At 70.4% G+C, this 13392-nt stretch carries 10 protein-coding genes; 3 read left to right on the plus strand and 7 right to left on the minus strand.

Annotation, left to right across the window (positions count from 1 at the left end; genetic code table 11):
- The first annotated feature begins 104 nt into the window (after positions 1–104).
- Positions 105–323 carry a polyprenyl synthetase gene (locus JGR64_RS00525; protein WP_185114505.1) on the plus strand — a complete coding sequence of 73 codons (219 nt, stop codon included), beginning with the start codon at positions 105–107 and terminating at the stop codon, positions 321–323.
- Positions 324–347: 24 nt separating this feature from the next.
- On the opposite strand, the gene JGR64_RS00530 is transcribed toward JGR64_RS00525, so the two are convergent.
- Positions 348–1784, minus strand: a complete 1437-nt coding sequence (locus tag JGR64_RS00530; RefSeq protein WP_199374488.1) for an NAD(P)/FAD-dependent oxidoreductase — start codon at positions 1782–1784, stop codon at positions 348–350.
- A 570-nt stretch (positions 1785–2354) separates the two neighbouring features.
- On the opposite strand from JGR64_RS00530, the gene JGR64_RS00535 reads away from it, so the two are divergent.
- Positions 2355–5114: a VIT domain-containing protein gene (locus tag JGR64_RS00535; RefSeq protein ID WP_234446971.1), complete on the plus strand. Its 2760-nt coding sequence runs from the start codon at positions 2355–2357 to the stop codon at positions 5112–5114.
- Positions 5115–5195: 81 nt separating this feature from the next.
- Positions 5196–5750: a YdeI/OmpD-associated family protein gene (locus tag JGR64_RS00540; RefSeq protein ID WP_199374492.1), complete on the plus strand. Its 555-nt coding sequence runs from the start codon at positions 5196–5198 to the stop codon at positions 5748–5750.
- A gap of 18 nt (positions 5751–5768) precedes the next feature.
- Here the strand turns inward: JGR64_RS00540 and JGR64_RS00545 are convergent, their stop codons facing one another.
- From JGR64_RS00545 to JGR64_RS00570, 6 genes are all read right to left on the minus strand, one after another.
- Complete coding sequence (locus JGR64_RS00545) at positions 5769–6173, minus strand: hypothetical protein (RefSeq protein ID WP_199374494.1); 405 nt, start codon at positions 6171–6173, stop codon at positions 5769–5771.
- 3 nt (positions 6174–6176) lie between these two features.
- Complete coding sequence (locus JGR64_RS00550) at positions 6177–7556, minus strand: hypothetical protein (protein ID WP_199374496.1); 1380 nt, start codon at positions 7554–7556, stop codon at positions 6177–6179.
- 124 nt (positions 7557–7680) lie between these two features.
- The gene (gene dcp, locus JGR64_RS00555) at positions 7681–9834 is read right to left on the minus strand and encodes a peptidyl-dipeptidase Dcp (RefSeq protein WP_199374498.1); all 2154 of its coding nucleotides are present in this window, start codon (positions 9832–9834) and stop codon (positions 7681–7683) included.
- 53 nt (positions 9835–9887) lie between these two features.
- Complete coding sequence (locus JGR64_RS13975; protein WP_199374500.1) at positions 9888–10712, minus strand: type II toxin-antitoxin system RelE/ParE family toxin; 825 nt, start codon at positions 10710–10712, stop codon at positions 9888–9890.
- A 122-nt stretch (positions 10713–10834) separates the two neighbouring features.
- A complete protein-coding gene (locus tag JGR64_RS00565) occupies positions 10835–11275 on the minus strand; it encodes a DUF3597 domain-containing protein (protein WP_199374502.1) in 441 nt (146 codons plus the stop codon).
- A 158-nt stretch (positions 11276–11433) separates the two neighbouring features.
- Entirely contained in the window at positions 11434–13302 is a 1869-nt protein-coding gene (locus JGR64_RS00570) for a DUF885 domain-containing protein (protein ID WP_199374504.1), read from the minus strand.
- Positions 13303–13392 lie beyond the last annotated feature (90 nt).

Consider the following 13392-nt stretch of genomic DNA (forward strand, 5'->3'; position numbering starts at 1 on the left):
GCATAGCCGCCGCGTCAGATGTGGATGAAGTAGTTTCCGCGGTAGCGCGTCGGCACTCCCCACATGCCGCACAATGCCCCGCCCCCGCACCACCAGGATCCCCCATGGAAGTCGAAGCCCTCCTCCGCGCCGCCCTCCGAGAAGCGGGTTACGGCCCCGATGCCATCGGCTCGGCGCTGCCGCGGATCATGCGCATCCTCCAGGCGGAGGACGTGCGCCTCGAAGCCGGCCGAGTCCTGTCCCGCAAGGAGCGCGAGTTCGTGCGCGTGCAGCTCGAGCTGGGCGTCGACGTGTCGGAGATCGTGGCCGGCCTCAAGCGCTGAAGCCGGCCACCGGAGCTGCCGCGATCAGGCGCGGCGGCGGATCGGCTCGGCAAAGCCGACAGCTCCACCCACCGCAGCCACCGGCACCTGCTCCACCTCAAGCTGGTCCTCCAGCTCGCGCGGGTCTTCCAGGAACGCCTGCAGCGAGTCGTCCATCGCTTCCATCCACGGCGTGTGGTGCCGCGGCGCCAGCGTGCCGGTGATCGTGGAGCGGTAGCTCTTGTCGCGGTAGTCGAGGATGCCGGCCTGCTTGTCGCGCTGCCATTCCTTGAGCATCTCGGCCACCTTCTCGATCGCGAACTCGGGGTAGTCGGTGCGGTCGACCAGGTCGCGCACGTAGGCGGTCTGGAAATCGATGTCGTCGTTGGCGCCGGCGCAGGCGTTCTCGCGCGCGAACCAGGCTTCGCTGTCGGCGCGCATGGCGTCGGCGTCGGGCAGCGCGGTGCGGCCCAGGATCACGTCGCGCGCCACCCACGCCTGGGCGTCGAACATGTTGAACGTGTAGTACTGGTCCTGCATGCCCAGGTAGACCAGCTTCGGGTTGTCGATCCAGAACACGCCCTGGTACAGCTCGCGCGGGTACAGGCGGTTGGCGGTGCGCAGGGTCAGTTCGTCGGGCAGGAACGGGAAGTGGTGCTGGTAGCCGGTGCACAGGATGATCACGTCCACGTCCTGGCGGCTGCCGTCGACGAAGTGCGCGGTGTTGCCTTCCACGCGCGTCAGCAGCGGGCGCTCGCTGAAGGCCTCCGGCCAGTCGTGGCCCATCGGTGCGCTGCGGTAGCTGAAGGTCACCGACTTGGCGCCGTACTTGTAGCACTGCGTGCCGATGTCCTCGGCCGAATAGCTGCTGCCCACCAGCAGCAGGTCCTTGCCGGTGAACTCGCAGGCGTCGCGGAAGTCGTGCGCGTGCAGCACGCGGCCGGGGAACTGCGACAGGCCTTCGAACGCGGGCGCGTTGGGCGTGGAGAAATGCCCGGTGGCCACCACCACCCAGTCGAACTCCTCGCTCACCATGCGGTCGTCCTTGAGCTCGCGCACGGTGACGGTGAACTTGCCGGTCTCTTCGCTGTATTCGACCGCGTGCACGGCGGTGTTGAAGCGGATCTGGTCGCGCAGGCCGCTGCGTTCGATGCGGCCCATGATGTAGTCGCGCAGCACGGGCCGCGGCGGATACGAGGCGATCGGGCGGCCGAAGTGCTCCTCGAAGCTGTAGTCGGCGAACTCCAGGCATTCCTTTGGCCCGTTCGACCACAGGTAGCGGTACATGCTGGCGTGCACCGGCTCGCCGTGCTGGTCCAGGCCGGTGCGCCAGGTGTAGTTCCACATGCCGCCGAGGTCGGACTGCTTTTCGAAGCAGACGACCTCGGGGACGTCGGCGCCCGCGCGGCGGGCGGCGTCGAAGGCGCGCAGCTGGGCCAGGCCGCTGGGGCCGGCGCCGAGGACGGCGATTCGTTGGGTCATGCTGGTGTCATCTCCTTGGTGTGTCGCGCCGGCAGGCAGGCGCACAGGCGCCCGGCCGCAGCGGGCTGCGCGCGATGGACCGCTAGGAACAACACGTCGGAACTCCGACCGGAGCCTGGCTCCGTTCCTGCCGATACCGGGCATGGGTTCACGCGGCGGGCCACGCCAATGGCGGCCCAGCTGGGCCGAAACGTCGTTGAAAACGAAGCGATTGGCGGCGAAATGCGCGAAACAGCGGCGATTCTAGCACAGGGCGGCGAGCCCCTTCCCCCAGCCACCCTGCAGCCGGTCGCAGGATGGCGTAGTGGCGGGCCGCGCATCACCCTGCGGCGGCCGCGACGTTCGCGCCACCGGCTTGCGCCGGTCCCGCCTGCTCCGGCTATTGTTGCGACGGGCGTCACCCAGGGGAGCGCGGTCAAGCGACGGCGCGGGGAGGGCGAGGGGAACTCCATGCGGTCTTTCGCGCTGTCCGTGGCCCTGCTTTCAGGTCTCTGCATGTCGGGTGCATCGCCTGCGCAGGCGCCCGCCCGTGGCCTCCCGCCCTTGGTCATGCAGGCCGATCATGCCGAGGTGCCCGTCCGGCTCGCCTCGGCGGCCATTGAGGTCGATGCCGCGGCCGGCATGGCGCAGACCACCATCGACATGACCTTCCACAATCCCCACGCGCGGCTGCTGGAGGGGCGTCTGGAGTTCCCGCTGCAGCCGGGCCAGAGCGTGGTCGGGTTTGCACTGGACATCGATGGGCGGATGCGCGATGCCGTGCCGGTCGAAAAGGAGCGCGCCCGCCAGGTGTTCGAATCCATCGAGCGTCGCCAGGTCGACCCGGGCCTGCTGGAGCAGACCCAGGGCGAGTTCTTCCGGATGCGGGTCTATCCACTTCCGCCGCGCGGCGAGCGCCGCGTGCGGGTCATTGTGTCCGAAGCCCTCCGGCGCGACAGCGCGGGGTGGTCGACGACCGTGCCGCTGCAGTTCGCGCGCGCACTGCCGGAGGTGCAGGTGACCGTGCGGTCCGCCGAAGCGCCTGTCGTCACCGGCACAGTGCGCCCGGTGCCTGTGTCGAGCAGTGCCGGCGAGCACCGCATCGCGGTCGCGCGCGGCAACACGCGTGCCGGCCAGGGCATCACGCTGCAGTTCCCGGGCGCGGCCGCGCCGCGCTTCCACAGCCAGCGGCATGGCGACGACACGTACTTCGTCGCCGAGGTCCCCGCCGGTGGTGCCGCGGTGGAACGCCGGCTGCCCGGCTCGGTCGGCCTGCTCTGGGATGCTTCGATGTCCGGGGCGCGGCGCGCGCACGATCTCGAGTTCGCGCTGCTCGATGCCTACTTCCGCAAGGCGGGCACGGTCGACGTGCAGCTGGTCCGGCTGCGCGATGTGGCGGATCCGGTCGAACGCTTCAACGTGCGCAATGGCAACTGGTCGGCATTGCGTCGCGCGCTGGAAGGCACGGTGTATGACGGCGCGACGCGTGCCGATGGCTGGCAACCGGACCCGCGCGTCGGCGAGTACCTGCTGTTCGGCGACGGCCTGTTCAACTATGGCGCGTCGGGATTCCCCGGCCTCGGCGCGATGCAGCGGCTGTTTGCCATACACGCGGGGAGCGGTGGCGACAGCGCGCGATTGCAGGCATTGGCCGAAGCCGGCGGTGGCGCCTTCATCGGCATCCGCGACGGCGCCGGACTGGCCGCGGCCGAACGCGAACTCCTTCATGACGCGCCGCGATTGACGACCCTGGAGGGCCGCGGCGTGACCGACCTGGTCGCCGCGTCCATCCACGCGCGCCACGGGGTGTTCCGGGTCGCGGGACGCCTGGTCGACGCCCAGGCGGCGCTGCGACTGCAGGTCACCGATGCCGCGGGCACCCACCGGTCGGTCGACGTTCCGCTCGATACCCTCGTCGAGGGCGAACTCGCGGCGCGCGTCTGGGCGAGCTACCGGCTCGCCGCGCTCCAGTCCGACCCGCGCCGGCACCGGGCCGCCATCGCCGGACTGGGCAAGGACTTCGGCATGGTGACGCCGCAGACTTCGCTGCTGGTCCTCGACGACGTGGAGGACTACGCCCGCTACGACATCCAGCCTCCCGCGGAACTGCGCGAGGCGTTCGCGCGGCTGCAGGGCGAGCGGCAACGCACGCGTTCGGCGGGACGGCAGCAGCGGCTTGATGCCATCGCCGAGGCCTGGACTGCACGCGTGGCTTGGTGGGAAGCCCCGTTCCCGAAGGACGGCCGCGGTTCGCGGCCGGACCAGGGGGAGATGGTGCCGCTTGCAGCCGGTGAGCCGCCTGTGGTGTTCGACGACCCCTCGCCGATGGACACGTCCGTGCCGTCGCCGTCGCCGGCCCCGCCGCCATCGCCCGCATCGGCGAGCCTCGATCGCATCGCAGTCACGGGCTCGCGGCTCCGGGAAAGCGATGTGGGCGCGGCCGGCGCCACCATCACGCTGGCGCCCTGGCGCTCCGACGCGCCCGCCGCGCGGCGCCTGCGCCAGCTGCCCGCCGACCAGGTGTATCCGCACTACCTCGACGAGCGTGGGCGCAACGCGTCGGGGACGGCGTTCTACCTGGATGTCGCCGATGTCCTGTTCGAGAAGAAGCAGCCGGCGCTGGCGCTGCGCGTGCTGTCCAACCTGGCCGAGATGGACCTCGAGAACCGCCACGTGCTGCGCGTGCTCGGCTATCGCCTGATGCAGGCCGGGCACCCGCGGCTCGCCGTCGACGTGCTCGAGCGCGTGCAGGAGATGGGTGGCGAGGAGCCGCAGACGTACCGCGACCTCGGGCTTGCGTACGCCGCGGCCGGCCGACCGCAGGAGGCGATCGAACGCCTGTACGAGGTGGTCGAGGGCGAGTGGGACATGCGCTTCGACGGCGTACCGGAAATCGCGCTTGCGGAGCTCAACGCCATCGTCGCCACCGCCCGGTCGCCGCTCGACACGTCATTCGTCGACCGTCGCCTGCTGCGCAACCTGCCGCTCGCACTCAGGACGGTGCTGAGCTGGGACTCCGACAACAGCGACATGGACCTGTGGGTGACCGATCCCGATGGCGAGCGGGCGTACTACGGCAACCGCCTGACCTACCAGGGCGGGCGCATGTCGGAGGACTTCACCGGCGGATACGGGCCGGAGGAATTCGCCCTTCGCAAGGCCAGGCGGGGGACATACAAGGTCGAGGCGAACTTCTACGGTGACCGCCAGCAGCTCGTGACCGGCGCCACCACGCTGCAGCTGTGGCTGTCCACCAACTTCGGACAGGCGAACCAGCACGACCGCACCGTGACGCTGCGGCTGACGGACTTGCGCGAGACCGTGCTGGTCGGTGAATTCGAAGTGGACTGATTCACCACATCCGCCGGCCGGTGCGCGCCATCGTGCGGCGCGCACTGATGCCGGCAATTCGCCCGATGCTAAGGTTTCCGCATGGCCAGCAACGCGCCCGCCGTCGTCCGCTTCGAGGCACGCCTTCGCCGGCCGTTGCAGCCGAAGAGCGCCAGCTGGGCCTTCCTTGTCCTGCCCCAAGCCGCGAGCGCCAGGCTGCCAACCCGCAGCCAGGTCACGGTGGAGGGCACCTTCGCCACGGCGCCATTCCAGGCCACCCTGGAGCCCGACGGCCAAGGCAGCCACTGGCTGAAAGTCGACAAAGCGCTGCTCGAAGCCGCCGGCGTGCAGGCGGGCGACACGGTCGCATTGGAAATCGCACCGGTCGCTAGGGAGCCCGAGCCCAAGGTGCCGCCCGACCTCCGCGCCGCGCTGTCCGCCCAGCCCGCCGCCAAGGCCACCTGGGACGACATCACCCCGATCGCCCGCCGCGACTGGATCCAGTGGGTCACCTCGGGCAAGAAGGCCGAGACCCGCGTGAAGCGCATCGCCACCGCCTGCGACAAGCTGGCGTCGGGCCAGCGCCGCGCCTGCTGCTTCGACCGCTCCGGCATGTACAGCCGCGGCAGGCTCGGGCCGCCCGAAGCGGCGGACTGACTCCGCGCTACGGCCGCGTCAGCGCCCCCGGCGCACGCGCGCCTGCCTGCGGCGTTCGGCCACGCCGGCCCAGAACACCCAGCCACGCAGCGTGGCGGCGCACAGCGCCAGCAGCGTCAAGGCGACGTCGAGCGAGAGATAGATGTTCGCGACCCGGTCGAGCAGCGGCCAGCCGGTGCCGATGAACCACAGGGTCCCGTCGCCGAACAGCCGGTGCACGGCCTGCGCATTCGACAGCGCCTGCCAGTCCGCATGGCGCAGGATGCCCACGAAGCCCCAGGCCAGGCAGGCCACCACGCCCAGCGCCAGTGCGCCTCCCAGCCAGGGCAACACCGCGCCGATCCGGCGCGTGCGCGGCCACAGCAACAGGGCGCCGAGCCCCCAGGCCAGCGCCACCAGCACGAGGAAAAAGAGCAGGGCCATCGCTCAGCGCACGCCCTGCTCGACCCCCGGCGTGAACCAGAACGGGATCCGGTATTCGCGGCGGCGCAGCGGACCCTCCTTCTCCCCGTCGGCGTTCCACGCCAGGTAGAGGTCATGCCGGCCCGGGGGCAGCGCGCCGATGGGCACGTAGCCGACCAGTCCGCGCATGCCCAGGTCACGGCGCTCGATGGGCACGAAGTCGTCCAGCGGCAGCGCCTTTCCATCCAGCGTCACGCGCCAGAACGACGCGATGCAGGCGTGTGCCAGCGTGGCGGCAGCGGGGCCTTCCGCGCTGTTGCGGCCCTCGGGCAGCGCCGGGCAGCGCTCGCGCGCGAGCGGGTTGTCGCGCTTGGGCTGGTGCGGGATGAACAGCCGCAGGTGCGCCTCGGCGATGCGGTCGGCGGGAATCATCGGGTAGCGCAGCAGCAGGTCGTGTTCGGACCGCAGCGATTCGTAGTGCGCGCTGAGCATGCCGTGGTCGACGGCTTCGCCGGTCAGCACGTCGTAGCGGTTGATCATCGAGAACATCGCCGAGTTCACCACCTGCACGCTGCCGATCAGCATGGCCAGCGCGATCACCACCACGTACACCGCCATGAAGCCGCGGCCGTTGAGGTTGCTCTGCAGCGTGAGCTGGACGGGCGCGATCAGGCGCTGCGGGATCACGATGCCGAGGAAGCGCAGCAGTCCGCGCACCGTGCGCTGCAGGCCCGGCGACGCCTTGCCGGCGGCCTCCCTGCGGGCGATGAGCCGTTCGAGCACCACCGGCGCCAGGCTGGCCAGCAGGAACAGCACGTAGGCCGCCACCAGGATGACGCGGATCGCACGCTGCCCGCCGTGGAACGCCGAGCCCATCAGGCCGCCCAGCAGGATCAGCACGACCGCCAGCACGCCCACCCAGGCGATGGTCAGCGCGATCAGGATGGTCATGGCGAACAGGATCGACGCGGCGCGGTCCGCGCGGTCGATGGTGCTGCCGAGGTCGCCGACGCGCTCCTGGTGGAACGCGCGCGCCACCGTACCCATGAACGGCACGCGCTCCCAGCGGATGCCTGCGGGGAAGGTGGACTTCAGGCCGATCAGGCCGATCCAGTAGCCGCGGATCGCGAGGTGGATGATGAAGGCGAAGGCCAGCGCGTAGCTGAGCCCGGCGCTGACGAGGAAGCCGAACTGCAGCGCGTACTCGAACAGGCCTTCGACGTGGATGGCGTTGGTCGCCCAGCTGTCGAAGATGCGCCCGGGCACGGTGAGCAGGGCGAAGGCCAGCAGGCCGGAGATGATCAGCTCGAGCTCGTCGGTGCGCTCGCGCAGGCGCTCGAAGGCGATGCGGCTGCCCGGCGGCGGGCTGTCGTGGCCGGGCTGCGGTACGGTCTCGTCGCTCATCGCGTTCCCCTGTGTCGCGGCAGTTTATCCGCGGCGAGACGGGCGTGCGGCCCGCCTCGCCTGAAAGAACGAAGGCCCGCGATCGCGGGCCTTCGTTACTCGGTGCGACGGTGGAAACCGCGGCTTACTTCAGCCCGCGATGCTCCAGCAGCGGCTCCACGCTCGGCTCCTTGCCGCGGAACTCGCGGTACGCCGTGCCCAGGTCGCGCGACTGCCCGATCGACAGGATCTTGTCGCGGAACACCTGGCCGTTCGCGCGCGTCAGGCCGCCGTTCTCGCGGAACCACTGGAACGCGTCGTGGTCCAGCACCTCCGCGCCGAAGTACGCGTAGTAGCCGGCCGCATAGCCGCCGCCCCAGATGTGGCTGAAGTAGTTGGTGCGGTAGCGCGGCGGCACCGCGGCTATGTCCACTTTGTACTTCGCCAGCGCCTCGCGTTCGAACGTGTCCACGTCCTTCTTCGCGTCACCGGACGGCAGCGTGTGCCACGCCATGTCGAGCAGTGCGGCGGACAGGTATTCGGTGGTCGCGTAGCCCTGGTTGAAGGTGCGCGCCTTGACGATCTTGTCCACCAGCGCCTGCGGCATCGCTTCGCCGGTCTGGTGGTGCTTGGCGTAGTTGGCGAACACCTTCGGGTCGAGCGCCCAGTGCTCGTTGAACTGCGAGGGGAACTCCACGAAGTCGCGCGGCGTGTTGGTGCCGGCCACGCTCGGGTAGGTGGTCTTGGAGAAGATGCCGTGCAGGGCGTGGCCGTACTCGTGGAACAGCGTGGTCACGTCGTCCCAGCTCAGCAGCGCCGGCTGGCCGGCAGCGGGCTTGGTGTAGTTCTCGACGTTGTAGATCACCGGGATGTCGCCGGTCAGGCCGTTCTGCTCGACGAAGTTGCCCATCCACGCGCCGCCCTGCTTGCTCTCGCGCTTGAACGGATCGAGGTAGAACAGCGCCAGCTGCTTGCCGTCGGCATCGAAGATGTCGAACACGCGCACGTCGGGGTGGTAGACGGGCAGGTCCGTGCGTTCCTTCGCGGTGATGCCGTACAGCTGTTCGGCGGCGAAGAACACGCCGTCCTTCAGCACGCGGTCCAGCTCGAAGTAGGGCTTGATCTGCGCTTCGTCGAGGTCGTACTCGGCCTTGCGCACCTGCTCGGCGTAGAAATCCCAGTCGGCGGCGCCGGCGGTGAAGCCGCCGTTCTGCGCGTCGACCACGGCCTGGATCTTCGCCAGCTCCGCCTTGGCGCGCGTGGTGGCCGCGGGCACGGTGTCGGTCAGCAGCTTGAGCGCGACTTGGGGGGTGACGGCCATCTGGTCGGCGATGGCGTAGGCGGCGTAGCTCGGGTAGCCCAGCAGCTCCGCCTTGCGCGCGCGCAGTTCGGCCAGGCGCTGGATGGTGGCGCGGGTGTCGTTGCCGTCGCCCTTTTCGGCGCGGCCCAGCGAGGCGGCCATCACCTGCTCGCGCAGGGCGCGGTCCTTGAGCGAGGCGAGCACCGGCTGCTGGCTGGTGTTCTGCAGCGCGAGCAGCCACTGGCCGTCCTTGCCAGCGGCCTTGGCGGCTTCGGCGGCGGCGGCGATGTCGCCTTCCGACAGGCCGTCAAGCTTCTTGACGTCATCCACCAGCACGCCGCCGGCATTGTTGGCGGCCAGCAGCTTGTTGGAGAACGCGGTGGTCAGCGACGACTCCTCGCTGTTGAGCTTGCGCAGCTCGGCCTGCTTGGCGGCATCCAGTTCGGCGCCGGCGCGGACGAAGTCCTCATGGGTGCGCTCGAGCACGGTGACCTGCTCGGGGGTGAGGCCGAGGTCCGCGCGCTGGCCGTACAGCGACTTCACGCGGGCGAACAGCGCGGGGTCGAGGTGGATGGCGTCGGCGTGCTCCGCCAGCTTCGGCGCCAGCGCTTCATCGACGGCCTGCAGCGTGGGGTTGGTGTTGGCCGAGGTCATGGCCGAGAAGATGCTGCGGGCACGGGTCAGCAGCGCACCGCTGCGCTCGAGCGCCTCGATGGTGTTGGCGAAGCTGGGTGCTTCGGCGTTGTCGGCGATCTTGCGCACTTCGGCGAGGTGCTGGCGCATGCCTTCCTCGATCGCCGGCTGGTAGTGGCTGTCCTGGATGCGGTCGAACACGGGCGCCTGGAACGGCAGCGTGCTGGCGGCGAGCAGCGGGTTTTCGCCCTGCGTGGGCGCGGTGGCAACGGGGGCGGTATTCGGCATCGGGGACTCGGTGGCGGTGCGGTCGCAGGCGCTCAGGGCCAGGGCGATCGCGGAGGACAGCAGAAGCGTGCGAAACATCGGGGTGGTGCTCCGGGCGGTGAGGGACAGGGGATCATCCTCCAAGACACGGCTCACCGGTAAGGGCCGGGTCCGCTCCAGACCTCGTCGCCCAGCCGGTAGACCCGCTGCATGAGGATGACCTGGCGCGCATCGCCGATGGTCGCCAGCTCCGGCGCATCGGGCTCGACCATGCGGCAGGGGCCGGACCCGCGCCGCACCACGATCTCCAGCGCGCACACCATGTACCGGTGCGTGCCGGGCAGCGGAAGGAAAAGCTCGGTCATGCCCTGGTCGCGCCATTCGCGCAGCCGGGCCTCGCCGAGCGGCTCGTACAGCACCTGGTAGCCATCCACTTCCAGGCTGACGCCCGAGGCCCTGGCCGCGTTGCCGCGGCCGCGGTTCACGGCGGGGCGCCGGGACGGACCGGCGCTGGCGCGGGCGAGGTCCTCCAGGCGCATGCCCGGCGGCTGGCCGCGCAGCTGGGCGGGGCGCTGCGTCGGCGGAGCCGGGCTTTCGACGGCCGCCTGGGCCGGCGCAGCGGCGTCCGCCAGCGGTGCGGGCGGTGCGGGCTGCACCGGCTCCTCGCCCTGCACGACCGGGATCGGCTGCGCGCGCGCGGGCCTGGGCAGGGCCTTGCGAGGCGCGGGGGTGGCCACGGGAGGTGCGGGCGGTGCAGGCGCCGGCGACGGCGGCGCCTCGTCGATCCACGTCACCTGCAGGGCATCACCGCCGCCCGAACTGCCCTCGGGCGGCGCGACGGGCACCGGCGGCCTCGACAGCACCAGCAGCAGGGCCAGCAGGTGCAGCAACGCTGTCAGCACCACGGCGGTCACACGCTGCAGGCGCTCGCTCCGGGCCCGCGCCACGGCATCGGCTTGGCGCGACGCGTGGCTCATGCCGCCTGGAATGCGTCGGATTGGCGGAACGGCATGAAGCATCTGCAGCGTGCGACCTGGGGGGCGGCATCGTAACGCGCCGGCCCCCTGCTGCCTGAACCATGAGGCGCGCGGGTTGCGGCTCAGTCCTTCAGGTCGGCCGGCACCTTGCCGCCGTTCTCCGCGAGCTTGCGCATCACCGCCTTGTGCAGGGCGATGTTCTGCTCGGCGCTGCCGTGCGCGCCGGCGTCGATGCCGAGTTCGGCGGCCAGCTCCTTGCGGGCGGCCAGGCTGGAGTCGAGGTCAAGCAGCTTCAGCAGGTCGACGATGGAGCGCCGCCAGTCGCTGTCGCCACCCTTGGCCTGGGCCATGTCGCGCAGCACCGCCTCGACGTCGACCGGCTCCGGGGCAGAGGCCGTCGGCGTCACCGCGGATGCCGAGCGCAGCGCGGGCGGAGACACCTGCGGATCGTTGCGGCTGCCCTCGAAGATGACGGGTGCGGGTTTGCCGCTGGCCGGCGCGGAGGCCGGCGTGTCGGCTTTGCGATTGAAGATGCGGTCGGCGATCTTGGAGAACAGGCCCATGCAGGACACTCCGGAATGACGGGAGCCGCGAGTCTGTGGGTGCGCCGGGGAAGACCGCATGAAAGGCGGTGCGGGGCGCCGGGTGCGAAGGCCCTTGAGGACTCATGTCCCCCGGCGATGCCCTTGCGGCCACCACGGGGCCTCCCGGCTAGCCCGCCTCAGCCCGCCGCCTTGCGCTCCGCGATCCACCCGTCCACGCGCTGCTCCAGCAGGTCCAGCGGCATCGCGCCGCCGCCGAGCACCGTGTCGTGGAAACCGCGGATGTCGAAGCGGTCGCCCAGCTCCGCTTCCGCCTTCGCGCGCAGCGCCTGCATGCGGATCATGCCGACCTTATAGGCGGTGGCCTGCCCGGGCATGATCAGGTAGCGCTGGATCTCGGAGCGGATCGCGGTCAGCGGCGCCGAGCTGTTCTCGCGGAAATAGTCCACCGCCTGCTGCTCGGTCCAGCCCTTGGCGTGCATGCCGGTGTCCACCACCAGGCGGATGGCGCGCCAGATCTCGGAGCCCAGGCGGCCGAATTCGGAGTACGGATCCTGGTAGGTGCCGGGGATCTCCTTGGCCAGCCATTCCGAGTACAGGCCCCAGCCCTCGGTGTAGGCGGTGGAGAACAGCTGGCGGCGGAAGGTCGGCACGCCCTCGAGCTCCTGCGCGATGGAGATCTGCATGTGATGCCCGGGCAGGCCCTCGTGGTACGCGATCACTTCCAGCTCGGTCCTGGGCATGGCCGCCATGTCCGAGAGGTGCGCGTAGTACACGCCGTCGCGCGAGCCGTCCGGCGTGCCGGGGTAGTAGTGCTGCGCGGCGCCGGGCTGCTCGCGGAACGCTTCCACGCGCTTCACCTCCAGGCCCGCCTTGGGCAGCAGGCCGAAGTACTTCGGCAGCTGCTTCTCGATGTTGTCGATCAGGCGCGTGGCTTCGTCGATGTAGGCCTGGCGGCCGGCATCGGTCTCCGGATAGCGGAACTGTTCGTCGGTATCGAGGAAGGTGAAGAACTGCTGCAGGTCGCCTTCGTAGCCGACGCGCTGCTTCACCGCTTCCATCTCGCCGCGCAGGCGCGCCACTTCGGCGAGGCCGAGCTGGTGCACTTCGTCGGCGGTCATGGACGTGGTGGTGCTTTCGCGCAGCAGGTAGGCGTAGTACGCGGCGCCATTGCTTTGCGTGGTGCCGATGCCGGCGGGGTTGACCAGCGCCGTCGGCAGGGCGGCTTCGGCCCAGGCGATCACGTCGGCGTAGGCGGGCTGCACCTGCTCGAGCAGTGCAGTGCGTGCTTCGGCCTTGAGCGCGGTGGCGCGTTCGGCGGTGATGGTGCCGGCGCTGGCAAGCGCGTCGGCCTTGGCCTGCGCGTCGGCCCACAGCGCGCTGTCGGCGCCGGTGTCGAACGGTGCGCCGGCGACGACCTTGCGTGACTGCTCGATCACGCCTTCGTAGGCGAACTTCGGAGCGACGATGCCCTTGGCGGCGGACGCGCGGCCCTGGGTGAGCAGCTGCCCGAACAGGGTGGGCACGGCGCGCAGGCGCGAGATGTACGCCAGGTAGTCCTGCTCGCTGTCGACCTTGTGGAAATTGATCAGGAACGTCGGCAGGCCGCTGTGCATGCCGTTCATCTGGTCGAACGCGTAGCCGTTGGTCAGGAACGGCATGCCGTCGCGCATGCTTTCGTACTGGCGCTTCCAGAGGTCCCAGGACAGGCGGGTCTCGGTGTCCAGCAGGTCGCGGTCGAAGCCGGCTTCCATCGCGGCCACCGACTTTTCCAGCCAGGCCAGGCGCGTGCGCACGGCGGCTTCGGACACGTCGTCCAGGCGGTCGTTGTGCTCCTTGCGGCCGAGGAAGGTCAGCTGCATCGGGCTGGCCTGCAGCAGCTCTTCGTACTGGGCATCGAACCAGGCGTTGAGGCGCGCGGACTCGGCTTCGACCTGCTGGGTGGTGGCGGTGGCGGCAACGGGCGCGGAGGCGTGCTGCGGCGAGCAGGCGCCGAGCGCGAGGGCCAGGCCGAGGGCCAGGGCGGTGCAGGTGAAAGGCGTTCGCACGGGGGCGCTCTCCGCATTCAGGATGAGCGGCCATTGTGCGGGGGATGCCCGTGCAGCGCCCGTGTGATCGGTCACGGGCGCCGCGCCTGA

The organism is Luteimonas sp. MC1572 (assembly GCF_016615815.1).
Lineage (GTDB): Bacteria > Pseudomonadota > Gammaproteobacteria > Xanthomonadales > Xanthomonadaceae > Luteimonas.

Bases quoted from the DNA above. Each gene is read 5' to 3' on its own strand.
- JGR64_RS00525 (WP_185114505.1), top strand. From the start codon at position 105: ATGGAAGTCGAAGCCCTCCTCCGCGCCGCCCTCCGAGAAGCGGGTTAC.
- JGR64_RS00530 (WP_199374488.1), bottom strand. From the start codon at position 1,784: ATGACCCAACGAATCGCCGTCCTCGGCGCCGGCCCCAGCGGCCTGGCC.
- JGR64_RS00540 (WP_199374492.1), top strand. From the start codon at position 5,196: ATGGCCAGCAACGCGCCCGCCGTCGTCCGCTTCGAGGCACGCCTTCGC.
- JGR64_RS00545 (WP_199374494.1), bottom strand. From the start codon at position 6,173: ATGGCCCTGCTCTTTTTCCTCGTGCTGGTGGCGCTGGCCTGGGGGCTC.
- JGR64_RS00550 (WP_199374496.1), bottom strand. From the start codon at position 7,556: ATGAGCGACGAGACCGTACCGCAGCCCGGCCACGACAGCCCGCCGCCG.
- dcp (WP_199374498.1), bottom strand. From the start codon at position 9,834: ATGTTTCGCACGCTTCTGCTGTCCTCCGCGATCGCCCTGGCCCTGAGC.
- JGR64_RS13975 (WP_199374500.1), bottom strand. From the start codon at position 10,712: ATGAGCCACGCGTCGCGCCAAGCCGATGCCGTGGCGCGGGCCCGGAGC.
- JGR64_RS00565 (WP_199374502.1), bottom strand. From the start codon at position 11,275: ATGGGCCTGTTCTCCAAGATCGCCGACCGCATCTTCAATCGCAAAGCC.